The organism is Dyella sp. 05T440 (genome assembly GCF_056395965.1).
Genome location: NZ_JBFTKN010000009.1, coordinates 21123 through 42089 on the forward strand (window position 1 = coordinate 21123; position 20967 = coordinate 42089).

Consider the following 20967-nt stretch of genomic DNA (forward strand, 5'->3'; position numbering starts at 1 on the left):
GATCGGCACGCCGTCATGAGCGTCGGCGTGCTGTTGATGACGCACGAGGCGGTCGGCCAGGCGCTGATCTCCGCCGCCCACCACGTGCTGCCCAAATTGCCCCTGCGCGTGGAGGCAGCCGAAGTGCCACCGCACTCCGATCCGGATGTGATGCGCACGCTTACGGCGAAGCACGCACGCGAGCTGGACGAAGGCGACGGTGTGCTGGTGCTGGCCGACCTTTACGGCGCCACGCCCTGCAATATCGGCTTGTCGCTCAGTGCGCTGGGCGTGCGCTTGCGCTGCGTATCGGGACTGAACCTGCCGATGCTGCTGCGCGTACTCAATTACGCAGAAAAACCGTTGGACGAGCTGGCGGAAATCGCCGCCAGTGGTGGCCGCGGAGGAATCTTCATCGACCATGCTTGAGAAAGAGATCGTTGTTTCCAACAAACTGGGCCTGCATGCCCGCGCCTCGGCCAAGCTGGTGCAGCTGGTGCAAGGCTTCAAATCCACCGTGTGGCTGATCAGCAAGGGCCGCGAGGTGAATGCACAAAGCATCATGGGCGTGATGATGCTGGCCGCCGGCATCGGCACGCCGCTGGTGGTTCGCGCCGATGGCCCGGACGAAGCGTCCGCCATCGACGCCGTGGTGGCGCTGTTCGATCGCAAGTTCGACGAAGGAGCCTGAGTGCGCAAAAAGATCGCCCGCGACTGCCGAGCTGAGGCCGTATTCACGGCCCGGTGGGCTGCGTCGTGCGATCTTTCTCATCCAGCATTCGACACGTTGGCCGGATGCCGACGTCGCGCACGGCCGGACCGGCCGTTACACCATGGAAGGCATGCATGAGACAGGTACTGACAGGCACCACGGCAGCAAAAGGCATGGCTCTTGGCCGCGCCCGCCTGGTGCAGCCCAGTCGCTACCTGGTCGACACCCGTCCGCTCAATGAAGACGAAGTCGAAAGCGAACTTGCCCGGCTGCATCGCGCGCTCGATACCGCGCGGCAGGAACTGCGCGAGCTGCGCGGCAAGCTGCACGGCGCGCTCGCGCGCGAAGTGAACGAGTTCATCGATGCGCACAGCCTGCTGCTCGATGATCCCGAACTGCTGCGCGGCCTGGATGATCTCGTTCGAATCGGCCATTACCGTCCTGGCGCAGCGCTCAAGAAGCAGCGCGATCGCCTCGCGGCCGTGTTCGAGGCGATGGACGATCCCTACCTGCGCTCGCGCAAGGAAGACGTCGACCAGGTGATCGGGCGCGTGATCTCCGCCCTGCAGCGCCAGACCAGTCGCGAAGAACGCAAGTTGGCCGCGCGCGTGGGCGAGATCCTGATCGCCGACACCATCGCCCCGGCCGACATGGCGCACCTCGCCGGCGCCGGCCTGCTCGGCGTGGTCGCCAGTTCGGGCAGCCCGTATTCGCACAGCGCGATCCTTGCGCGCAGCCTCGATCTGCCCATGCTGGTGGGCGCGCGCGATGCATTGTCGACCATCCACGATGACGACCTGATCCTGCTCGACGCCGAACGCGGCGAGGCCGTGGTGCATCCCACCGCACAGGACCTGGCCCATTACCGCGCCTGGCAGCGCGAAGCCGCGGCTGAAGGTCGCCGCCTCGCCACGCTGGCGAACGCACCCACTCGCACCCGCGACGGCGTCGACATCCGCCTGTTCGCCAATGCGGAAATGCCCGCCGATATTGCGATGGCGCGCGCACGCGGCGCCGACGGCGTGGGCTTGTATCGCACCGAGTTCCTGTTCCTGCGCCAGAAGGGACTGCCCACCGAAGACGAACAGTTCATCGCCTATCGCGATCTCGTGCTCGGTATGGGCGGCTTGCCGGTCACCATCCGCACGCTCGACCTGGGTGCGGACAAGGCCGATGCCGCGGGACTCGTCTTGCGCGGCGAAGACAACCCGGCGCTGGGTGTGCGCGGCGTGCGCCTGTCGCTGCGTTATCCGGCCGTGTTCTCCACGCAGATTCGCGCCATCCTGCGCGCGGCCTGCTACGGACCAGTGCGTGTGCTGGTGCCGATGGTGACCCAGCCCGATGAGCTCATTGCGGTACGCACGCTGTTCAAGCTGGCGCGTCAGGAGCTCAAGCGCGAGAACGTCGACCTGCCGGAAAAACTGCAGCTTGGCGCGATGATCGAAGTGCCGGCGGCCGCCATCAATGTGCGCGCCCTGCTCGAACACGCCGACTTCCTGGCCATCGGCACCAACGATCTGGCGCAATACGTGCTCGCCGCCGATCGCGGCAACGATGCGCTGGAAAACATCTACAACCCGCTACAGCCCGCGCTGCTGCGCCTGCTCGCCTACGTGATCACCGAAGGCCGCCGCGCGAAGAAAGGCGTGAGCCTGTGCGGCGAAATCGGCGGCGATGCGAATTTCACCGGCCTGTTGCTGGCGCTGGGCCTGTGCGAATTCAGTATGCATCCCAGCCAGTTGCTGCATGTGCGCGATCGTCTGGCTTCGCTCGATCATGCCGTATTGCGGTCGCATGCGCCGCGCATTCTTCGTGCGCGCACGCATGAGGAGGCTGAGGCGTTGCTGGCCAGCATTATTGGCTAGCCCGACCGCCGAACTGTTTTTTTGTGGGATCGCACCCTGTGCGCGACTGGCCTGACGCGACAACCGGTCGCGCGCAGGGTGCGCTCATACAGTTTTTTTGAGGCCCTCAGGCTGCGCTGGCTAAAAACGCCTCGATCAACGCCCCGCGATAACGCTGCCGATGCAACAGCAACGACAGCTTGCGATGCAGATCGAGAAATGGCGTGCGCAGCACTTTCAGCCGCCCCGCGGCTACCGCGTCGATGATGGCCACCTCGGGGATACACGCGATGCCAAGGCCGGCGATCACGGCCTGCTTGATCGCTTCAGCCTGATCCAGCTCCAGCACGGTTTCGCCGGGCGGCAGGCTGGCAAGCGCACGCTCGCTCAAACTCCGTGTGGCTGAGCCCGGTTCGCGCAGTACCCAACGTGTTCCGGCGAAATCCTCCGGCTCCAGTCGCCGTTTGCGCGCCAGCGGATGATCGGGCGACGCGCAGACCACCAGCGCATCGTCGCGCCACGGGCGCACTTCCAGCGACGGGTGGGCGACCGGCCCTTCGACGCAGCCCAGCTCCAGTCCATGGTCGAGCATGGACGCCACGATTTCCGATGTATTGGATACGCGCAACCGGACCGAGACATGCGGATGCGCGCGCACGAACGCGCCGAGCAGTTCGCCCACGCGATAGTTGCCCACCGTATTGCTCGCGCCCACGCGCAGCTCGCCGCCCAACTCGTCGACGCCGCCGCTGCCAAGGCGTCCGAACTCTGCATAGCGCTCCAGCAGCTCCTGCGCCAGCGGCAGCAACTCCCGCCCACGCGTATTGAGGCGCAAGCGGCCGCGCTCGCGGGCGAACACGGCAGCGTCGAGCTGCCGCTCCATCTCCGCCAGCGCCATGCTCGCCGCCGGCTGGGTGAGATGAAGCATCTCGGCCGCCGCACGCACACTGCCGAGACGTGCGATCTGGACGAACACCTCCAGCTGGCGCGGGCTGATATTGATCATCAGGCTATCTTATAACAGCCATCAATAATTCAAAGTTTTTCTGATGGACGGCGAGGCGGAAAATGCTGCCATCGCAGGAGAACCGCATGAACGCCGCCGTCGCCATTCCCACCACCCCCACGCCTTCCCGCCTTCCCGGCTTATTGCTGTCGGTGGTGATCGCCCTGGTCGCGCTGGGGCTGGGCAAAGTCGCCCCGCTGATCGGCGGCCCGGTGTTTGGCATCGTGCTGGGCATCCTGGTGCGCAATACGGTGGCTCCGGGCGGCAGCTACACGCCCGGCATCCAGTTTGCCGGCAAGCAGGTGCTGCAGTGGTCGATCATTGCGCTGGGTTTCGGCCTGAGTCTGAACCAGGTGGCCAAGACGGGCCTGGAATCCCTCTCGGTCACGCTGGTGACCATGACCGTTGCCTTCCTCACCGCGTGGGGCTTGGGTCGACTGCTGAAGGTCCAGGACAAGCTGAAGATTCTGATCGGCGTGGGCACGGCGATCTGCGGCGGCTCGGCGATTGCCGCCGTCACGCCGATCATCAAGCCGGACGAACACGACACCGCGTTCGCCATCTCCACCATCTTCCTGTTCAACCTGGTCGCGGTGCTGCTGTTCCCGCTGCTGGGGCACCTGCTGCATCTTTCGGATCTGGGCTTCGGCCTGTGGGCGGGCACCGCCATCAATGACACCTCCTCGGTGGTCGCGGCGGGTTACAGTTTCAGCAAGGAGGCTGGCGATTACGCCACCATCGTCAAGCTCACCCGCGCCACGCTGATCATTCCGATCTGCCTGATCCTCGCCTTCGCCACCGCGTGGAAGCAGAAGAAGCAAGGCGCCACGGATTTCAGCCTCGCGCGCATCTTTCCCTGGTTCATTCTGTGGTTCCTGGTGGCCTCCGCCGTTCGTACGGCAGGCCTGGTGCCGGTGGCGATCCAGCCGGCGCTGCATCTGGCGGCCGAGTTCCTGATCATCGTGGCACTGACGGCGATTGGCCTGTCTGCGAATTTGCGCAAGATGGCGTCCACCGGTGCGCGGCCGATCCTGCTGGGACTGGGCGTCTGGGCGGCGGTGGCGGTGAGCAGTCTGGTCGTGCAGTTGGTGATTGGACAGCTCTAAACGCGGCGATCGTTTACGCTTGGCGCTCAACGTCATGTCGATGGGACGCCACCATGCTGCTCCAGGGCCAGTGTCACTGCGGAAATATTGCCTACACGCTCAGCTGGGAACCTGATCCCGTCGAGATCCCCGCGCGCGCCTGCGACTGCACCTTCTGCACCAAGCATGGTGCCGTCTGGACGTCCAAACCCGATGGCGAGCTGCGCGTCACCATCGGCGATCAGGAACTGGTGAATCGTTACTCATTTGGCACCGGCACAGCAGCGTTCCACATCTGCCGCCAATGTGGTGCGGTACCGCTGGTGACCTGCACGGTGGATGGTCAGGTCTACGCCGTGGTCAACGTCAACACGATCGACAATCTCGACACCGGCTTGCTGCAGCATCGGGCGGCGAGTTTCAGCGAAGAAGACCTGGGCACCAAGCTTGCGCGGCGGCAGTCGAACTGGATCGCCAACGTCAGCTTTATCGAACGCAGCGCCTGATCACGCAGAAGGCTTCAGCGCCAGTGATTTGAGGATGGCCAGCGGCCCCGCCAGATTTCCGGCAAGCGCTTCCGGTAAGCGATAGCGCCCGAGAATGTACTCCGGCGTGTTGCAAGCAATCCAGGTGGCGCCGTGGCCGTCATCCCACACCAGCGCCTTCAGCGGCAGATCCAGTCCCACCACGGGTTCCAGCTGCATCAAAGGCGTGCCGCCCTTGGGATTGCCGAAGATCAGCATTTGCTCCGCACGCATGGTGAGGCCGGCCCGCGCCGCGTCGCCACTGAAGTCGATCAACGCGAATACTGTTGCGCCGTGCGACTCCACCGCCTCGCGAAGCTTGGCGATGGTGGTGGGCACATCGAACGCTGACTGGAATTGAAGGATCCCGTTGTTGCTCTGGCTGGACATCCGGTTGCCTCGTTACGGGTGAAATAACGAGGCATTTTCAGCCCATGCGCGTTAATCCGACGCATGCAAAAAAAACGCACCCCGGCCCACACCGGGGTGCGTCATACAGCTAAGCGCGATGGATCAGCGCATGCCGCCGCCGGCGTAGAGCTGTTCGCCGGTGAGCCAGTAGGAGTCGTTGGAGGCCAGGAAGGTCACGATGGAGGCGATGTCGTCCGGCTGGCCGATGCGGCCCAGCGGGGTCTGCGCAATGGCGCCCTGATGGAAGTCCGAACCGATGAAGCCGGCGGTGTGAGTGCCTTCGGTTTCCACCATGCCCGGATTCACCGCGTTGACGCGGATCTTGCGCGGGCCAAGCTCACGCGACAGCACGCCGGTGATCGCGTCCACGGCGCCCTTGGTGCCCGTATACACCGCGCTTTCGGCCGGCACGATGCGCGAGACCAGCGAGCCGATGTTGATGATGCTGCCGCCGTCCTTCATGTGACGAGCCGCGGCCTGCGTGGTCAGCAACAGGCCAAGCACGTTTACGTTGAACTGCTTGTGGAAGTGCTCCTCGGTGATGGCGTCCAACGCGCCAAATTCATAGACGCCCGAGTTGTTCACCAGGATGTCCAGACGGCCGAAGTTCGACACGGCTGCATCCGCCAGGCCCTTCGCATCAGCTGCCTTGGAAACGTCGCCACCCACGGCCACGGCCTTGCCGCCAGCCTTGGTGATTTCGGCGACCACGGCATCCGCGCCGGCCTTGCTGGAGGCGTAATTCACGACCACCGAAGCGCCTTCGGCGGCCAGCGCCTTGGCGATGGCGGCACCAATACCCTTGGATGCGCCGGTAACAACAGCCACTTTACCTTTGAGCTTGCTCATGACGGATACCTGTTCAGGTTTGTGTGTAGAAGGGCTTGGGACAAGTTGTTGTCCCATAGTTCGTAACATACGAACTTAAGAACTAGATTTCAAGTGCTGCTAAAATGAGCACATGAGGCCCCTGACCCACCCATCCATTGACGATGTCACCGTCGAAGGCATCCTGCATGCCCTCTCCGATCCGGTGCGCGCCACCATATATTGGCAACTGTCCTGTGCGGACAGCGCGAACAGCTGCTCCGTATTTCTCAAGCTGGAAAACCGCTGCATTCCAAAGTCCACGCTGTCACAGCATTTTCGTGCGCTGCGCGAAGCCGGCCTGATACGCAGCGAACGCCGCGGCGTGGAAATGCTCAACACCACGCGTTGCGCGGAAATCGAAGAACGTTTTCCGGGATTGCTGCCCGCAATCAAACACGCCCAGAGCATCCAGTGCGCTGCACGCAAGCAAGATGCTGCGCCCAAGCTCGTCGTTGGCGAAGGCGTGCACGGCGGCTGAGTCAGCCGCCGCAAGGAGCAAGCTCAGGCCTTGCCCTGCTCTACCAGCGTCAGCGCGACTTTGTCGCGCAGATACACCGGCAAGGCGTGTTCCGGCGCGCCGGCGCGACCCGCCAGGAATTCGCGTGCAGCGAGCTCGGCTACATGGCGCGCCTGCGGATAGCGCGCGCCTTGCGCGGAGCGCAGTTCGCCGGTGAGATGCGGACGCAGCACGTCCGCATAGGTGCTCCAACCGGTGCCGACCACGTGCCATGCCGGCGATACCGACAAGCTCAGCGCGGCGGGCATGCAGACGCGTTCTTCATCGAGCTCGATGAGCCCGCCGTTGTCGTCGCGTCGGTAGCTTGCGGCGTAGATCTCGCCCATGCGGGCATCGATCACGGCCAGGATGGCCGCATCGTCTTCAGGAGCTTCCAGCGCCAGCGCGGCCAGCGATGACACCGTCACCACCGGCACGTCCAGCGCCAGCGCCATGCCTTGGGCGAGCGAAATGCCCAGGCGCACGCCGGTGAAGGCGCCCGGGCCGCGGCCCACGGCGATCACATCGAGTGCGTGCCGACCCAGACCGGCCTCGGCCAGCAGGGCATCGGCCATGGGTAGCACCAGTTCGGCGTGACGGCGTGGCGCGATTTCGCTGCGGGCGACTACTTCGTCGCCATGGATCAGGGCGACGGAGCAGGCTTCGGTGGAGGTTTCGATGGCGAGCAGATTCATGGCTGCTCCATGATAGCCGGGCCGGCCGCCGCAGGCATGCTGGCGTACCAGTCGATGCGGCGGGTCAGGTACATCAGCAGGGCCACGGTGACCACCAGGACGATCGCGCCAATCAGCAAGGCGTATTCCTCGGCCGCCAGCACCACGTAGAGCATGGCGTAAACCAGGGCGAGCGAGCCGCCCAGCAACAGCCCTGCACGGCGCGCGCCGAGCACCGCCATGGCGTAGCCGCCCACGATCGCCACCACCGCGCCCGCCGCCGCCGCATAGGCCAGTCCAAAGCCGATCTGCTCGGACAAGGCAAGAAGCAATACATAGAACGTCGTCAGTGCCGCGCCCACCAGCAGGTATTGCACCGGATGCACGCGCAAACGCTTGAGCACTTCGAACAGGAAGAACGCCACGAAGGTCATCGTGATGAACAGCAGCCCGTACTTCCCCGCGCGCACATTGCGCTGATAGACACCCACCGGCTGGAACAGCGCCACGCCGAAGGCCGCGTCATGCACGGCGCTGTCGATACGCGCATCGCTCGCATGCCACGACTGGCCGAACTTGCGATTGAGATCCAGCATATGCCAGCGCGCCGAAAAGCCCTGCGCATTCACCGTGCGCTCCAGCGGCAAAGCCGCGCCGATGAAACTCGGGTCGGGCCATGGCGCATGCATCGTCACCTCGGTGGTGCGCGCCAGCGGCAATAGCTGCAACGATTGCGTGCCCGCCAACTTCAGCTTCACGGAAAACTCGATCGGCTGGCCGTTCAGCGCCTCGAGATCGAGTGGCACAACAACTGTGGAGGACGCACCGGCAATCGTCGCCGCCGATGATGCGAAGCGTTGCGGTTTGCCGTTGACCAGCAACTCGGTGACTTCCTGCAAGCCACGCAGATCGCCGACTGCGAGCCTCAATTCGGCCTTGCCATCCTGCCAGACGGCGCTATCCATCTGGCGCTGCTGCGCGATATCTTCCGCAGTGAATTTGCCGTGCAGCTCGACCGTGGAAGCAAACACGGGCGCTTCATAGATGCCGTAGCTGCGCTTGTCCACCGACATTCCAATGCTCATGTCGGCGGTGTCGGGAAGCACCAGGGTGGTATCGGCCACATCGCGCAGTTCGCCGCCGGTCATCGCGATCTTTTCGTGCGATGGCACGGCAAGCACCAGACCACCGAGTACCTGTTCGCCGCCCCAGCCCTGGGCAATCTGATCGATCGCCGCCCGTCGCATGCCTTGTCGCTCGTCCACCAGCGACTGCACTTTCCATAACGGCAGCAACATCAGCAGCGCCAGCAGGCCCACGCCCAGCACCTTGGCGGTCCAGCTCTTCATCCAGTGTCCCATGGCCCCATCCTTAGCATCGGAGACTGCAGGAAAACATGCCTCCGGGCCATCGGGCGGGCGATTGGCTGTCGACTCGCGCGCAACTTGTGGCAGAACCGGGGCGCAACTCATTACCCCTGAGGTAATCGCAACCATGCGGCGCCGGTCGCAAGCTGTTCCCACACCAACCCACGGAGGAACATGCCATGACCAACCACGCCCACACGCTTGCCGAACGCTATATCGCCAGCTGGAACGAAACCGACGCACTGCGCCGCCGCAGCCTGATCGAAGACGTCTACGCAGAACATGCGCGCTACACCGATCCGATGGTGGACGCGAAGGGCTGGCAGGCGATCGACGCCACCGTCGCTGCCGTACAGGAGATGTTTCCGGGTCACCGCTTCGCGCTGGCGGGCGTGGTCGATGCGCATCACGACACCTTGCGCTTCCACTGGCATCTTGCCTCGCCGGGCGCGGACGAACCGCTGGTGATCGGCTTCGATGTTGCAGCGATGGAAGACGGACGCATTCGCCAGGTGTTCGGCTTTCTCGACAAGGTACCGCAGCTGGTCTAAGTCTCATCGCCGGACGGCAACCCCGCCGTCCGGCATGGCCGGCGATGCGTCCTCGTGGGAACATTGCTGCAACGAGGCACGACGGAGTAATGCATGAGCGCCACGGTTTCCACGCTTGCCCGTCCAGTGGGCGACCTGCTGCGAGAGTGGCGACGCCATCGCCGACTCAGCCAGCTCGACCTGGCCAGCGGCGCGGAGATTTCCACGCGCCATTTGAGCTTCATGGAATCGGGCCGCACGCAACCGAGCCGCGACATGATCCTGCGGCTGGCGGAATATCTGGAGATCCCCTTGCGCGAACGCAATCAACTGCTGGTGGCAGCGGGATTCGCACCCGTCTATCGCGAACGCACGTTTGACGATCCAGCGTTTACCGCGGTGCGCGGCTCGATTCGCTTGTTGTTGAAAGGCCTGGAGCCCTATCCCGCGCTCGCCATCGACCGCCACTGGAATCTGATCGAAAGCAACCAGGCCACGCAGCGCATGCTGGCGGGACTGGTACCGCAATGGCTCAAGCCGCCGATCAATGTGTTGCGCCTCAGCCTGCATCCCGATGGGCTGGCACCGCATATCCGCAATCTGCCGGTGTGGCGGGCGCACCTGCTCGATCGCTTGCGTCGCCAGATCGATGCCACGCACGACCCGGCGCTGGTCGCCTTACTTCAGGAATTGCGCAGCTATCCCGGCGACGATGCCGACGAACTCCACGTACTCAGCGGCGACATCGCAGTGCCCATGGAACTGGCACTGGGCGATGTCACGCTGTCGATGCTGAGCACCACCACGGTATTCGGCACGCCGATGGATATCACGCTGGCCGAACTCGCCCTGGAGGCTTTTGTTCCCGCGGACGAAGCGACCGCGCACCATCTGCGCGAGATAGCCGCCCGCACTTAAGCTCAGGCCGGCGGCTGCCACAGTTCGATGCGCGTGCCTTCCGGATCCATGATCCAGCCGAAGCGGCCGAATTCGCTCTCTTCCACCTTGTCCTCGACGGTCACGCCGTCGGCGCGCAGCTGGGCGAGCAGTGCGTCAAGATCATCCACGCGGAAATTGATCATGTACGGCAGCGTGCTGGGCGCGAAATGGGTGGTGTCGGCCGCAAACGGTGACCAGAGTGTGTAGCCCGGGCGCGCCGAGTCTTCATTGAAGCGGGCTCCGCCCCATTTCTGCACGGGCAGTCCCAGGTGCTTGGCGTACCACTCGTTCAACGCCTTGGCGTCGCGCGACTTGAAGAAGATGCCGCCGAGTCCGATGACCTTTGCCATGTTGGTGCCCTCTGCGCTGGGGGTAAGACGCCTATCATCTTTCGGGGAAAGGCTGGAGGCTAGTGCCTTTCCACGGCGAGACCTCATGGGCGCGGTCATGCCGGATACCGGGGCAAATCGATGGGCCGCGGTCGCGCACAGGGTGCGCTCCTACAAGGTTCTCGTTAACCGGGGGAGGTGTCGTCGAAGAAGGCGGCCACCTGGACCAGCTCCTTGGTGCGCGGCATGGGCGGCAGGCTGTTGAGAAACAGACGTCCATAGCCCTTGCTGGTCAGTCGCGGATCGCACAGCACCAGCACGCCGCGATCATGCACGTCGCGAATCAGGCGCCCTGCGCCCTGCTTGAGCGCAATGACCGCGCTGGGCACCTGCCATCCCATGAAGGGGTTGATGCCTGCCTGCTCAAGTGCTTCGAGTCGCGCCTGCAAGACCGGATCATCGGGCGATGCGAACGGCAGCTTGTCGATCACCACCACGCTGAGCGCTTCTCCGGCGACGTCCACGCCTTCCCAGAAACTGGCCGCACCCAACAGGACGCCGTGGCCGCTTTGGCGAAATTCTTCCAGCAAGCGATGCCGCGGCGCGGTGCCCTGCACGAACAGCGGCCACGGCACGCGCTCTTGCAATAGCTCCGCGGCACGACGCAACGCTCGATGCGAGGTAAACAACAGAAACGCGCGCCCATGCGATGCATGCAATACCGGCAGCACGGCCTCGATCACACGATCGGTGTAGTCGCGCGCGGAGGGATCGGGCAATCCGGGAGGCAGGTAGCAAAGCGCTTGCTTGGCGTAGTCGAACGGACTTTCCACCTGCAATGTCTGAGGATCTTCCAGACCGAGTTGCCGTGCAAAGTGGTCGAAACTGGACGACACGGACAGCGTAGCCGAGGTGTAGATCCAGGCAGCCTGGGTCTGCTCGCGCATCGTCCGCAAGGGCGCGGCCAGATCCAGCGGCGTTGCGTGCAAGGCGAGGCCTCGTGGAAACAACTCGTACCAGCGCACGTCCCGTTCGCTTTCGCGCTCGGCGATGCGATCGAGCCGTTCGCTCATCAAGGCAGCGCGTTCGTGCGCGTTGGCGAAACCGCGCGAACGTTCCGCCTGCGAGGCCAGCACGTCGGTCAGTGCCGCCAGCACGTCGCGCAGCTCGTGCAGTTTGTCGCTGATCTCGCGATGGCTTTCCAGCTGATGGAACGGCCCGCGCTCCGCCAGGCCATCCATGCTCAGCCGCAGCTTGCGCACGGCGTCCTGCATGGCCTCGACCGGCTCAAGCACCAAGCCGATGGCGCCGGTGACGCCATTGCATTCGCTCAGGCTGTCCTGTGCCAGATCGGTGAGCTGACGTGCGCTGAGGCTCTGCGAAAAGAACTGGCCCGCCAGCTCGGGGATTTGATGCGCCTCGTCCAGGATGAACGCGCTGGCACCGGGAAGAATCTCGCCGAACCCTTCCTGCTTGAGCGCCAGGTCGGCGAACAGCAGGTGATGATTGACCACCACCAGCTCGGCTTCCTGCGCCTCGCGTCGCGCCTTGATCACGTGGCAATCGTCGTAGAACGGACACTCCACGCCCAGGCAGTTTTCCGGGGTGGAGGTGACGCGCGGCCACATCGGCGATTCTTCCGGCACTTCGGCCAGCTCCATGCGATCGCCGCGCCGCGTGCGCGCCGACCAGGCGCGGATCGCCGCCAGCTGGGAAGCCTGGGCGCGATCAAAAGTCGCGCCTTCGCGCACGGTCTGATCCAGCCGGTAGAGACACAGGTAGTTGGAGCGCCCCTTGAGCAAGGCTGTTTTCAGGCGCACATCCAGCACCGAACGCATGCGCGGCAGGTCGCGGAAATACAGCTGGTCCTGCAGCGCCTTGGTGCCGGTCGACACAATGACGCGCTCGCCGGACAGCAGTGCGGGCACAAGATAAGCGAAGGTCTTGCCCGTGCCCGTGCCCGCCTCGGCAATTAGCGTCTCGCGCTCGGCGATGGCGTGCTGCACCGCGCGCGCCATCGCCTGTTGGGCGGCGCGCGGGGCGAAATTGGGCAGCTCGCGGGCGAAGGGGCCTTCCGTGCCCAGCAGCGCCGCAACATCCTCGTGATCGATCATCCGCCCAGTATCGCCGACCTCGGTCGCATCCGCGAATACTCTAGACTGTGCCCTTCCCACCCGTGGAGCCTCGCCATGTCCTCACGGATCACCGGCATCGGCCAGATCGCTGTCACCGTCAGCGACGTCGATGCAGCGCTGTCGTTCTATCGCGACATCCTCGAGCTGCCCTTCCTGTTCCGCCCCGCCACCAACCTGGCGTTTCTCGATGCGGGCGGCATACGGTTGATGCTGTCGACACCCCAGGGCCACGGCAACGTTGGCAGCAATTCCATCCTCTACTTCAAGGTCCCGGACATCGAGCACAGTTTTCGCGCCCTGCTCGATCACGGCGCGGTGGGCGAACGCGAGCCGCAGGCGACCGCGGAGCTATCCGACCACACGCTATGGCTGGCCTTTCTGCGCGATCCCGACGGGAATCTGGTGGGCCTGATGGAAGAGCGCGCCAGGGCCTAGCTGCCCTCGCAAGATCGACCCGGCAAGCTCACGCCCGGATGCACGCCAAATGGTCCTGGCGTGCACCGCCCTTGCGGATCCGGCTTGCTTCCTTGACGACGCGCGATCGGGGTGACGCTTCATCAAGGGTGCCCCCAGGACTGGAGGTCACTCCATTCGCCGAGGCCCGACACCACGGGCCGGTCATCGGCGACTTAGGACTTACAGCGTGAAGTCGTACTGCAACTGCAGTCGCGCATAACGCGGCGTGTTGAAGTACTTGGGCAGCTTGTAGTGTGTGTACTGCGTTTTGCGCCCGCTGTTGGAAATGGTTTCGTACTGTTCGTAGACAAAGGTCGGTGAGTCGTTGTCGAACAGGTTGATCACCGAGAGCTGCATGCTCAGGCCTTTTGCCCACGAGGGCTGATAGATCACGTTCGGGCTGACCGTCCACAGCCACGGCGTGCGTCCCGAGGTTCCCTCCGCGCTGACTTCGCCGTTGCAGACATGGAACTGCGCGCCATAGCCGAAGCGGGTACCCAGCGTACCGCCGCCACCGCCATAGCAGCTGATCGGCGCACCCGATTGCGCCAGCAAATTGAGGCCTGCCGACCACTCGGGCGTGAACTTGTAAGCGCCGTAGAGCTTGATGGCGTGCCGGCGATCGTTGGGCAGGTAGCCATTGGCGCCGACCATGATTTCCGGGAAATCGAAATCCGACGTGGTGCCGGTATCGTCCTGGCCGTTGCTGGATTTCACCAGGCCCTCGGTGTTGCCGTAGCTCTTGGACCAAGTGTAGGAGGCGTTGACGTAGTACTTCTCGGATTGCTTCTCGGCGCTGAACACCACGCCTTGATAAGAACGCTTGGCGCGCGGCCCCAAGGTGCTGCCGGGGATCGTCACGTTGAACGTGCGAGGCGAGCCGTCCAGTGTGGTCGTCAACGTAAGCGCACTTCCCGGATTGTAGATCCAGCAGCCGCCCATGCCGGTTGGAACGGACCACTGGTCGTCCCAAGCATCGCCCACGCCCTGCTTCACTGCCTCCGCGTAGAACGGACGCGAATCGCAGGTGTCGTCGATCGTCGTGCGCAAGTTTCGATAAGTGGCCTTGACGCCGACGGTCCAGTTGTCGAGAAAACTATTTTCGCTGCGCAGGCTCTTCTGGAAACCCAGGATGTACTCATCCTGCACATACGGCTTCAAATCCTTGGAGGCCACCGCCCGTGGATTGGGCGTACTGCCATCCTCACCGTTGAGGATGTAATGGCCCTGGCTGCCGGACTTGCCCACCAACACCGGTGAGCCGTCGGGATTGATGGCCGTGTAGAGGCTGTCGTCTTCGGTATAGAGCGAGGCCGTCGCCGCGCGCAAGGCGACGTTGGCCGCGATCGGCAAGGAGTAACGACCTGCACTGCCTGCGACCTTGAACGAGGCATCACCCATCACGTCCCAGGAAAAGCCCAGACGCGGCTGCCAGATATTTTCCTGTTTGACGAAGCTTTCTCCGGCACCGTTCCTGTTGTTGAAGCTGTCGTTGCGCAGGCCGCCATACAGCAGCAGCTTGTCGGTCGCCTGCCAATGGTCTTCCACGTACCAGGCCTTCTGGTCGACGTCGATACGACCTCCCGTACGGAAGTTGTACGTCATCACCAGACCCGGCGCTTTCGCCGTGGGCTTGGAGTAGTAGGAATGATAAGCGCCGCCCGAGTAGGAGCTGCCCGCAGCCGAGGACCAGGTTTCGTCGGAATAGCCGGCGCCGAGATCGTGATCGCCGAGCTTCCAGTCCAGATCTATGCGCCACGCCTTGCGCTGATCCTTCCCTCCGTAGAGATCGACGGAACTCGCAAGGGAACAGGTTGCTGGCCCCCATGGCGTTCCGTTGTACGCGGTATACGCGCAGCCGGAGGCCGGTGCATTGATATCGCCGTTGTAGCGGGTCGTGATGCCGGTCGGGCTGACCGTATAGGTGGAATTGGCGCTGTCCATCTTGCCCCACTGAGCAGTCAGCGTCAGATCGTCGGTGAGGTAGCCGGTGTACTTGACGATTTGCGTCAGGCCACCGAACTTGCTGTGAAGATCGCCCTTGTAGGTTGTCTTGGATGGCACGCCGTCGACATAGGGGGCGTTGTAGTAGCTGTAGGTATTGCTGTCCGTATTGTTGAAACCGGTGTATTCGACGTGGTTGGCATCGTTGATATTCCAATCGAGCTTCACTACCCAGTACGGGCTCTTGGTGGTGAGGTCGTTTGCGGTAGACGTCGAGTTGGCATTGCTCAGGCTTGTGGTGGAAGAAGCGCTATAGGTGGTGCTGCTCGACCTGGTGAACTCGCCCAATGCAAAGAGGAATAGCTGATCCTTGATCAGCGGGCCACCCAACCATGCGTCGTATGTGTTGCTGCTACTGCTGTTTTTATCGTAGTCGCGGAAGGTCGTGCCGTTATCACGCTTGACGTTGGGTGCATTCTCTCGCGCCCAGTTCGGAGCAGTGGTCCAACTCACACCGCCCTTCCACTCGTTCGTGCCACGCTTGATATTGACCGAGGTCACGCCACCGGTAGACAGCCCGTACTGCGCCCCGTAGCCGCCGGTTTGCACATCCAGCTGTTCGATGGCCTGAAACGGCACTTTGCCGAACGACAAATTGTTATAGAGATTGGTGACATTGAATCCATTGACGAAATAGCTGTTCTCGGCGACCGACGAGCCGCCGAAGGACGGCAGGTTGCCGAATACGCCATTTCCCTTGGTCACGCCCGGAGCGAGCGTCGCCACGCTGACGATGTCGCGCGGCACCGGCAGCGCGTTGAGCTGCGAGGCCGAGAAGGTGGTACGCGTTTCCGACGAGCTGACGTCGATGGACGGGATCGCATGCGCATTGACCGTCACGGTGCTCAGGCGGGTCGCCTGGGCAGCGTCGGTGCCGAGATCGAGTTGCGTGGTCTGGCCGGCCAACACGGTCACCTGACTGGTGTTCTGCCGATGGCCGTCGCGCAACAGCTGTACTTCATATCGGCCGCTGGGCAACGACGACACGCGAAACTTTCCGTCGGCGGCCAACTCAACCGAGCGGGAAAAACCCGAATCCAGACCCTTGATGATCACGACTTCGCCGCTGGTGTAAGTCGCAGTGCCTGAGATGTCGCCCGCCGTACTCTGCGCCAGCACACTGGCACTTCCCAGGCTCAGGGCGATGGCCAGCACCAGCAGGCGTAAATCGAACGAAGGCGATCCGCTACGAGAAATCATTTCGAGTTGCTCCCCAGTGAAAGGCGATAGCGGTCCGTGTCGGTGTCGTCGACACCAACGCAAGCGCGCTCCGGATGCAGCGCCCTCCGCGCTGCGGGAAGCAGACAATCAAAACGTGCTTAACAAGTCAAACGTGGTCTTCTTCTTACAAAAATCACAAGAATGGCTTGGTGATTGGACTCACCAAAGCCAGGTTTAACTTGCCTACAAGAAAATCAATCGATACCTACTCAGGCTTCGCAGATCGACTGAAAGAAGCCTGCGATTTGGCTGACATCCCTGGTGGCCGTGCGCGCAACAAGGCGCTGTCGTTGCGCTTTGACGTGTCCAAAGAAGCCGTGCGCCAGTGGTTCAAGGGACAGGCTTTTCCCGAAACGGCCCGGCTGGCCAAGGTGGCGGAGGAGTTCGAGTGCAGCCTGGATTGGCTGATCCTGGGCCGCCTGCCATCTTCCGGGCAGGTACGCGAACCGGGAGGCGCCTATAAGGTCTTGACCGAGCAGGAGCGCACCGTCATTACCGCCATGCGCAAGTTGAATGCCCGTCGCCGCAACGCCCTGGTGCAACTGCTGGCCGATAGCGAGGGCTAGCTCCGTTCCTCGTTCGCAACCCGCCGGAAGGCACGGCTAAGGGCGGGCCGAAATCAAGGTTCAGCCAGAGCCTGCAGTGCATCGAGGCGGAAGTCCCATTCCTCCGCGGGCCGGCAAGAGGCTAGCCTCTGCGGTTCTTGGCGGTGTGTAACACATTGATTTGGCGATCTGAGCGATGACTCGGGTTATTGTAGTAACGTAACTACAAATAACCTGCAGGAGCGCCATCATGGCGATCACGACCCTATCGAGCCGGGAGCTCAATCAGGACGTCACGAAGGCCAAGAAGGCCACCAAGGGGGGCCCAGTGTTCATCACGGATCGAGGCAAGCCGGCGCATGTGCTGTTGAGCATCGAGGAATACCAGCGCCTTACAGGGGGGCGTCAGAAGATTGCCGATCTGTTGGCCATGCCCGGCGTCGAGGACATCGAGCTGGACATCCCGCGGCCGGGCGACATCGCTCGACCAGCAGACTTGTCCTGATGCTTGTTCTCGACACCAACGTCGTTTCTGAACTACGCAAGGTGCGTAGTGGCAAGGCCGATTCGTGTGTAGCGCAGTGGGCCGATAGCGTGGATGTTGCCGACCTGTTCGTTTCCGCGATCACGATCCAGGAACTGGAATTTGGCGCTTTGCTGGCCGAGCGCAGAGACCCCTCACAGGGTGCAGTGCTTCGCGCATGGCTGAATAGTCACGTGTTGCCGGCATTCGCTGGCCGCGTCCTGCCCGTCGACACCGCCGTTGCGCAGCGAAGCGCGAAGCTGCACATCCCCCATCCGCAATCGCTGCGGGACAGTTTCATTGCCGCTACGGCGCTTGTGCACGGAATGACGGTGGTGACGCGAAACGTGACCGACTTTGTCGCGTCCCGCGTCAACATCATCAATCCATGGACATGGGAGTCTTAGCCATGCATGAGGGCTGTCGCCTCGCTCAGTACCGCTGCATCCCTTCCACATGGCACTGCCCCACGCTCTTGCTCGCAGCGGCGGCGCCGGCATCGTCGCCGGCGTGTTGGCGCAGCTCGGCAATGGTCTGCCAGTTGCGTGCACACAACGGGCCCAGCTTCGGACCCAGATCCCATGAGCGGTGGGCCAGCTGCTCGGCGTTGGCGTAATCCTTCAGGCGGATGGCCAGCTCGGCGCGGTCCTGCAGCAGGTCCGGCGAGCTGGGGCTGATCTTCAGCGCCTGGTCGAGTTTGGTGGCGGCTTCATTGTATTTGCCGACGCGCAGGTCGCCTTCGGCGGCGTCCTGCAGCGAGGCCACGCCCGGATCGCGCAGCGGGTTCACGTCGATGGCCGATTTCTCTTTGTCGCCGGCCGCGTGGATGGCCGCCAGCATCTGATCGTCGGACACGGTCGGACGCGTGGCCTGCGAAGGCGCCGTGGGCTGGCTGCATGCCGCGAGCAAGAGGACGGCCAACGAGGCGGGCGCGGCGGAAAGACGAAGGGCACGAGCAAACATGATCAATCCCGGATAGGAGCGGAGGATGCCGGCGCAGGGGATCCGTCGCCGCCGCTGAAGAAATTGCCGACGTGCTGCCAGAAGCAGCCTTCGGCGTCCTGTGACAGTGTACCGGCGACCACCGGCACCTGCCGCGCTCCTTCGCAACCCTCTTCCGAACGCTTGCCGTTGGCGGGGTTGATCCACGCCATTTCCAGGCCCTGGCCCGGCGCCGCCGGCAGTGGGCGCGTGGGCAATTTCTTGAACAGCTCCTGCCACGCGCGCAGGCTGCCGGTGGCACCGTACATGCCGCTGGGCTTGTTGTCGTCGCGGCCCATCCAGAACACCGCCAGGTGATCACCGGTGAAACCGGCGAACCAGCTGTCCCGCATGTCGTTGCTGGTACCGGTCTTGCCCGCCGCATTGAGATAGGCCAGGCCCGAACTGCCGATGGACGCGGCCGTGCCCGAGCGCGTGACCTGCTGCATGGCCCAGGTCACCAGCCGCACCGCCGGCTGGTATTCGCCGGCACCGGTCTTCACTTCGTAGCGCTTGATGGTCTGGCCGCGCGCATCCACCACGCCGCGCACCGCCAGCGGCGGCAGCGCATGGCCATCGGCGGCGATGTACTGATAGAGCTGGGTGGCCTGCAGCGGCGACATGTCGACGGCGCCGATCAACAACGAGGGACTCGGGTTGACGTTGGTGAGACCAAACGATTCGAGAAACGCCTTGATGCGCGACACGCCGATGTTCATGCCCAGATTGATCGTGGCGAGATTCCACGAATGCACCAGCGCGTCGACCATCGGCACCGCGCCGTGCACATCGCCTTCGTCGTTCTTGGGCGTCCAGAAACTGCCGTCGGGCTGGCGCATGCTGATGGGCGAATCCTCGACGGGACTGGCGAGGTTCCATCGTTCCGGATTGGTCAGCGCCACCAGATAGACCAGCGGCTTCACCAGCGAACCGATCTGGCGTTTTGCATCGAGCGCGCGATTGAAGCCCTGATCACCCGGCACCTTGCTGCCGACAATGGCGAGTACCGCGCCGGTCTGTGCTTCGGTCACCACCGCTGCAGCCTGCGCCGCCTCGCCACGCTTGCCCAGTCCGCCCAAGGTGGTGGTGATCGCCTGTTCGGCGTACACCTGTGCTGCCGGGTCGAGCGTGGTGAAGATGCTCAGGTTGCCGTTGGACAGCGTCTCGTCGTCGAAGTCCGCGGTGGTTTGCAGACGCACCAGGTCCATGAAGGCCGGGAATCGATTGTGCGGCAGCTGTCCGTTGCTGACGATGCCCAGCGGCGCCGCCTTGTAACCGTTGGCTTGCTCGGCCGTGATCAAGCCGGTTTCGGTGAACTGGTCGATCACAAGATTGCGGCGCGACAACGCGCGATCCGGATAGCGGCGCGGATCGTAGTAGCTCGGCCCCTTCACCATGCCGATCAGCAGCGCCATTTCCTGTGGCTTGAGATCTTCCATGCGCCGGCCGAAGTAGAACTCCGACGCCGCGGCAAAACCGTGCACGGCCTGGCCGCCCTGCTGGCCGAGGAATACCTCGTTGACGTAGGCCTCGAGGATGCGGCTCTTGTCGTAATGCGCTTCGATGAGGATGGACATCAGCGCTTCGTTCAATTTGCGCGAAACATGCTGCTCGCGATCAAGGAACAGGTTGCGCACGAGCTGCTGCGTCAGCGTCGAACCGCCCTGCACCGTGTGGCCGGCGCGCAGGTTGGCGAACGTCGCGCGCAGGATGGCGGTGAGATCGATGCCGAAGTGATGCTTGAAGTCGCGGTCTTCCACTGCCTGCAGGCCGCCCAGCAAAAGCGGGGGCACGTCGCTGAGGCGCACGATGCGGCGCTCTTCCTGCTGCGAGCCGTACACCGTGGCAATGCGCGCGGGATCGAGATGGGTCATCTCGATGGATTTGCCGTTGGCCAGATCCTTGACGCTGGCCACCTGCCCCTTGCCCAGCGCGACGCGGATGCGCTTGGGTACTTCGCCGCCGTCCGGGCCGGCATAGCCGCGCGAAGCGATGGTGTAGCTGCTGCCCTCCTTCATCCAGGTCCCGGCCACGTCGGCGTGGCCGTCGTTGCTATAGCCGGCGAAGGTCAGTTCGAGTTCGAGCGTCCCCGGCGTCATCGGCGTACCTGCCGACAACGGCAGCGGCCTGGCGTAGATGCGCGTGGGCACGGCGAACACCAGATCGTTGAAGCGATCCTGCACGCGCTTGTTGAGCACCATCGTGTACGGCAGCACGAAGCCGAACAGCAGTCCCATGCAGACCCAGAACGGAATGCGGATCCAGGGCCAGACGGCACTGAAGATCGAGCGGAGACGGGTCATGAAGTCCAAGTAGGGGCAATCCTGAACAGGGAG

Annotated in this window: 22 protein-coding genes; 12 read left to right on the forward strand and 10 right to left on the reverse strand. The window is 63.5% G+C overall.

Annotated features, from left to right (window positions below; translation table 11 throughout):
* The first annotated feature begins 15 nt into the window (after window positions 1-15).
* From AC1DE1_RS12925 to ptsP, 3 genes are all read left to right on the forward strand, one after another.
* Window positions 16-408, forward strand: coding sequence for a PTS sugar transporter subunit IIA (locus AC1DE1_RS12925; RefSeq protein WP_441603043.1), 393 nt, complete (start codon window positions 16-18; stop codon window positions 406-408).
* Window positions 401-670, forward strand: a complete 270-nt coding sequence (locus AC1DE1_RS12930) for an HPr family phosphocarrier protein (protein ID WP_441603044.1) — start codon at window positions 401-403, stop codon at window positions 668-670. Before AC1DE1_RS12925 ends, AC1DE1_RS12930 begins: the two co-directional genes overlap by 8 nt.
* A gap of 155 nt (window positions 671-825) precedes the next feature.
* Window positions 826-2556 carry a phosphoenolpyruvate--protein phosphotransferase gene (ptsP, locus tag AC1DE1_RS12935; RefSeq protein WP_477176211.1) on the forward strand — a complete coding sequence of 577 codons (1731 nt, stop codon included), beginning with the start codon at window positions 826-828 and terminating at the stop codon, window positions 2554-2556.
* 106 nt (window positions 2557-2662) lie between these two features.
* On the opposite strand, the gene AC1DE1_RS12940 is transcribed toward ptsP, so the two are convergent.
* Window positions 2663-3541 (reverse strand): LysR family transcriptional regulator, encoded by an 879-nt coding sequence (locus AC1DE1_RS12940; protein ID WP_441603046.1) that lies wholly within the window; start codon window positions 3539-3541, stop codon window positions 2663-2665.
* An 86-nt stretch (window positions 3542-3627) separates the two neighbouring features.
* Here AC1DE1_RS12940 and AC1DE1_RS12945 point away from each other — a divergent pair, with 86 nt between their 5' ends.
* Both AC1DE1_RS12945 and AC1DE1_RS12950 read left to right on the forward strand, forming a co-directional pair.
* Window positions 3628-4647, forward strand: a complete 1020-nt coding sequence (locus AC1DE1_RS12945; RefSeq protein WP_477178741.1) for a YeiH family protein — start codon at window positions 3628-3630, stop codon at window positions 4645-4647.
* Between the two features lie 53 nt (window positions 4648-4700).
* Entirely contained in the window at window positions 4701-5132 is a 432-nt protein-coding gene (locus AC1DE1_RS12950) for a GFA family protein (RefSeq protein WP_477176213.1), read from the forward strand.
* Here AC1DE1_RS12950 and AC1DE1_RS12955 read toward each other — a convergent pair whose 3' ends face one another.
* Window positions 5133-5540 carry a DUF302 domain-containing protein gene (locus tag AC1DE1_RS12955; protein WP_441611267.1) on the reverse strand — a complete coding sequence of 136 codons (408 nt, stop codon included), beginning with the start codon at window positions 5538-5540 and terminating at the stop codon, window positions 5133-5135. It abuts the gene before it with no gap.
* Window positions 5541-5663: 123 nt separating this feature from the next.
* Window positions 5664-6410, reverse strand: a complete 747-nt coding sequence (locus AC1DE1_RS12960; protein WP_441603050.1) for a glucose 1-dehydrogenase — start codon at window positions 6408-6410, stop codon at window positions 5664-5666.
* Window positions 6411-6522: 112 nt separating this feature from the next.
* Here AC1DE1_RS12960 and AC1DE1_RS12965 point away from each other — a divergent pair, with 112 nt between their 5' ends.
* Window positions 6523-6909, forward strand: a complete 387-nt coding sequence (locus AC1DE1_RS12965; protein ID WP_441603051.1) for an ArsR/SmtB family transcription factor — start codon at window positions 6523-6525, stop codon at window positions 6907-6909.
* Window positions 6910-6932: 23 nt separating this feature from the next.
* Here the strand turns inward: AC1DE1_RS12965 and tsaB are convergent, their stop codons facing one another.
* Window positions 6933-7622, reverse strand: a complete 690-nt coding sequence (tsaB, locus tag AC1DE1_RS12970) for a tRNA (adenosine(37)-N6)-threonylcarbamoyltransferase complex dimerization subunit type 1 TsaB (RefSeq protein WP_477176214.1) — start codon at window positions 7620-7622, stop codon at window positions 6933-6935.
* Complete coding sequence (gene creD / locus AC1DE1_RS12975) at window positions 7619-8962, reverse strand: cell envelope integrity protein CreD (RefSeq protein ID WP_477176215.1); 1344 nt, start codon at window positions 8960-8962, stop codon at window positions 7619-7621. Before creD ends, tsaB begins: the two co-directional genes overlap by 4 nt.
* 185 nt (window positions 8963-9147) lie before the next feature.
* On the opposite strand from creD, the gene AC1DE1_RS12980 reads away from it, so the two are divergent.
* Together AC1DE1_RS12980 and AC1DE1_RS12985 are read left to right on the forward strand one after the other, a co-directional pair.
* The gene (locus AC1DE1_RS12980; RefSeq protein WP_441603054.1) at window positions 9148-9519 is read left to right on the forward strand and encodes a nuclear transport factor 2 family protein; all 372 of its coding nucleotides are present in this window, start codon (window positions 9148-9150) and stop codon (window positions 9517-9519) included.
* Between the two features lie 93 nt (window positions 9520-9612).
* Complete coding sequence (locus tag AC1DE1_RS12985) at window positions 9613-10416, forward strand: helix-turn-helix domain-containing protein (RefSeq protein WP_477179108.1); 804 nt, start codon at window positions 9613-9615, stop codon at window positions 10414-10416.
* 2 nt (window positions 10417-10418) lie between these two features.
* Here the strand turns inward: AC1DE1_RS12985 and AC1DE1_RS12990 are convergent, their stop codons facing one another.
* A complete protein-coding gene (locus AC1DE1_RS12990; protein ID WP_441603056.1) occupies window positions 10419-10787 on the reverse strand; it encodes a VOC family protein in 369 nt (122 codons plus the stop codon).
* A gap of 164 nt (window positions 10788-10951) precedes the next feature.
* Window positions 10952-12880 (reverse strand): ATP-dependent DNA helicase, encoded by a 1929-nt coding sequence (locus AC1DE1_RS12995; protein ID WP_477176217.1) that lies wholly within the window; start codon window positions 12878-12880, stop codon window positions 10952-10954.
* A gap of 75 nt (window positions 12881-12955) precedes the next feature.
* On the opposite strand from AC1DE1_RS12995, the gene AC1DE1_RS13000 reads away from it, so the two are divergent.
* The gene (locus AC1DE1_RS13000) at window positions 12956-13336 is read left to right on the forward strand and encodes a VOC family protein (protein WP_441603058.1); all 381 of its coding nucleotides are present in this window, start codon (window positions 12956-12958) and stop codon (window positions 13334-13336) included.
* A gap of 201 nt (window positions 13337-13537) precedes the next feature.
* Here AC1DE1_RS13000 and AC1DE1_RS13005 read toward each other — a convergent pair whose 3' ends face one another.
* Window positions 13538-16561, reverse strand: a complete 3024-nt coding sequence (locus tag AC1DE1_RS13005; RefSeq protein WP_477176218.1) for a TonB-dependent receptor — start codon at window positions 16559-16561, stop codon at window positions 13538-13540.
* 170 nt (window positions 16562-16731) lie between these two features.
* On the opposite strand from AC1DE1_RS13005, the gene AC1DE1_RS13010 reads away from it, so the two are divergent.
* From AC1DE1_RS13010 to AC1DE1_RS13020, 3 genes are all read left to right on the forward strand, one after another.
* Window positions 16732-17148, forward strand: coding sequence for a helix-turn-helix domain-containing protein (locus AC1DE1_RS13010; RefSeq protein WP_477176219.1), 417 nt, complete (start codon window positions 16732-16734; stop codon window positions 17146-17148).
* A 229-nt stretch (window positions 17149-17377) separates the two neighbouring features.
* Window positions 17378-17632, forward strand: coding sequence for a type II toxin-antitoxin system Phd/YefM family antitoxin (locus tag AC1DE1_RS13015; protein WP_477176220.1), 255 nt, complete (start codon window positions 17378-17380; stop codon window positions 17630-17632).
* A complete protein-coding gene (locus AC1DE1_RS13020; RefSeq protein ID WP_477176221.1) occupies window positions 17632-18057 on the forward strand; it encodes a PIN domain-containing protein in 426 nt (141 codons plus the stop codon). Before AC1DE1_RS13015 ends, AC1DE1_RS13020 begins: the two co-directional genes overlap by 1 nt.
* A 25-nt stretch (window positions 18058-18082) precedes the next feature.
* Here the strand turns inward: AC1DE1_RS13020 and AC1DE1_RS13025 are convergent, their stop codons facing one another.
* Window positions 18083-18613, reverse strand: coding sequence for a tetratricopeptide repeat protein (locus AC1DE1_RS13025; RefSeq protein ID WP_477176222.1), 531 nt, complete (start codon window positions 18611-18613; stop codon window positions 18083-18085).
* 2 nt (window positions 18614-18615) lie between these two features.
* Window positions 18616-20943 carry a penicillin-binding protein 1B gene (mrcB, locus tag AC1DE1_RS13030; RefSeq protein ID WP_477176223.1) on the reverse strand — a complete coding sequence of 776 codons (2328 nt, stop codon included), beginning with the start codon at window positions 20941-20943 and terminating at the stop codon, window positions 18616-18618.
* Between the last annotated feature and the right edge of the window lie 24 nt (window positions 20944-20967).

Coding starts and splice junctions, on each gene's coding strand:
- AC1DE1_RS12925 (WP_441603043.1), top strand. CDS start 16: ATGAGCGTCGGCGTGCTGTTGATGACGCACGAGGCGGTCGGCCAGGCG.
- AC1DE1_RS12930 (WP_441603044.1), top strand. CDS start 401: ATGCTTGAGAAAGAGATCGTTGTTTCCAACAAACTGGGCCTGCATGCC.
- ptsP (WP_477176211.1), top strand. CDS start 826: ATGAGACAGGTACTGACAGGCACCACGGCAGCAAAAGGCATGGCTCTT.
- AC1DE1_RS12940 (WP_441603046.1), bottom strand. CDS start 3,541: ATGATCAATATCAGCCCGCGCCAGCTGGAGGTGTTCGTCCAGATCGCA.
- AC1DE1_RS12945 (WP_477178741.1), top strand. CDS start 3,628: ATGAACGCCGCCGTCGCCATTCCCACCACCCCCACGCCTTCCCGCCTT.
- AC1DE1_RS12950 (WP_477176213.1), top strand. CDS start 4,701: ATGCTGCTCCAGGGCCAGTGTCACTGCGGAAATATTGCCTACACGCTC.
- AC1DE1_RS12955 (WP_441611267.1), bottom strand. CDS start 5,540: ATGTCCAGCCAGAGCAACAACGGGATCCTTCAATTCCAGTCAGCGTTC.
- AC1DE1_RS12960 (WP_441603050.1), bottom strand. CDS start 6,410: ATGAGCAAGCTCAAAGGTAAAGTGGCTGTTGTTACCGGCGCATCCAAG.
- AC1DE1_RS12965 (WP_441603051.1), top strand. CDS start 6,523: ATGAGGCCCCTGACCCACCCATCCATTGACGATGTCACCGTCGAAGGC.
- tsaB (WP_477176214.1), bottom strand. CDS start 7,622: ATGAATCTGCTCGCCATCGAAACCTCCACCGAAGCCTGCTCCGTCGCC.
- creD (WP_477176215.1), bottom strand. CDS start 8,962: ATGGGACACTGGATGAAGAGCTGGACCGCCAAGGTGCTGGGCGTGGGC.
- AC1DE1_RS12980 (WP_441603054.1), top strand. CDS start 9,148: ATGACCAACCACGCCCACACGCTTGCCGAACGCTATATCGCCAGCTGG.
- AC1DE1_RS12985 (WP_477179108.1), top strand. CDS start 9,613: ATGAGCGCCACGGTTTCCACGCTTGCCCGTCCAGTGGGCGACCTGCTG.
- AC1DE1_RS12990 (WP_441603056.1), bottom strand. CDS start 10,787: ATGGCAAAGGTCATCGGACTCGGCGGCATCTTCTTCAAGTCGCGCGAC.
- AC1DE1_RS12995 (WP_477176217.1), bottom strand. CDS start 12,880: ATGATCGATCACGAGGATGTTGCGGCGCTGCTGGGCACGGAAGGCCCC.
- AC1DE1_RS13000 (WP_441603058.1), top strand. CDS start 12,956: ATGTCCTCACGGATCACCGGCATCGGCCAGATCGCTGTCACCGTCAGC.
- AC1DE1_RS13005 (WP_477176218.1), bottom strand. CDS start 16,561: ATGATTTCTCGTAGCGGATCGCCTTCGTTCGATTTACGCCTGCTGGTG.
- AC1DE1_RS13015 (WP_477176220.1), top strand. CDS start 17,378: ATGGCGATCACGACCCTATCGAGCCGGGAGCTCAATCAGGACGTCACG.
- AC1DE1_RS13020 (WP_477176221.1), top strand. CDS start 17,632: ATGCTTGTTCTCGACACCAACGTCGTTTCTGAACTACGCAAGGTGCGT.
- AC1DE1_RS13025 (WP_477176222.1), bottom strand. CDS start 18,613: ATGTTTGCTCGTGCCCTTCGTCTTTCCGCCGCGCCCGCCTCGTTGGCC.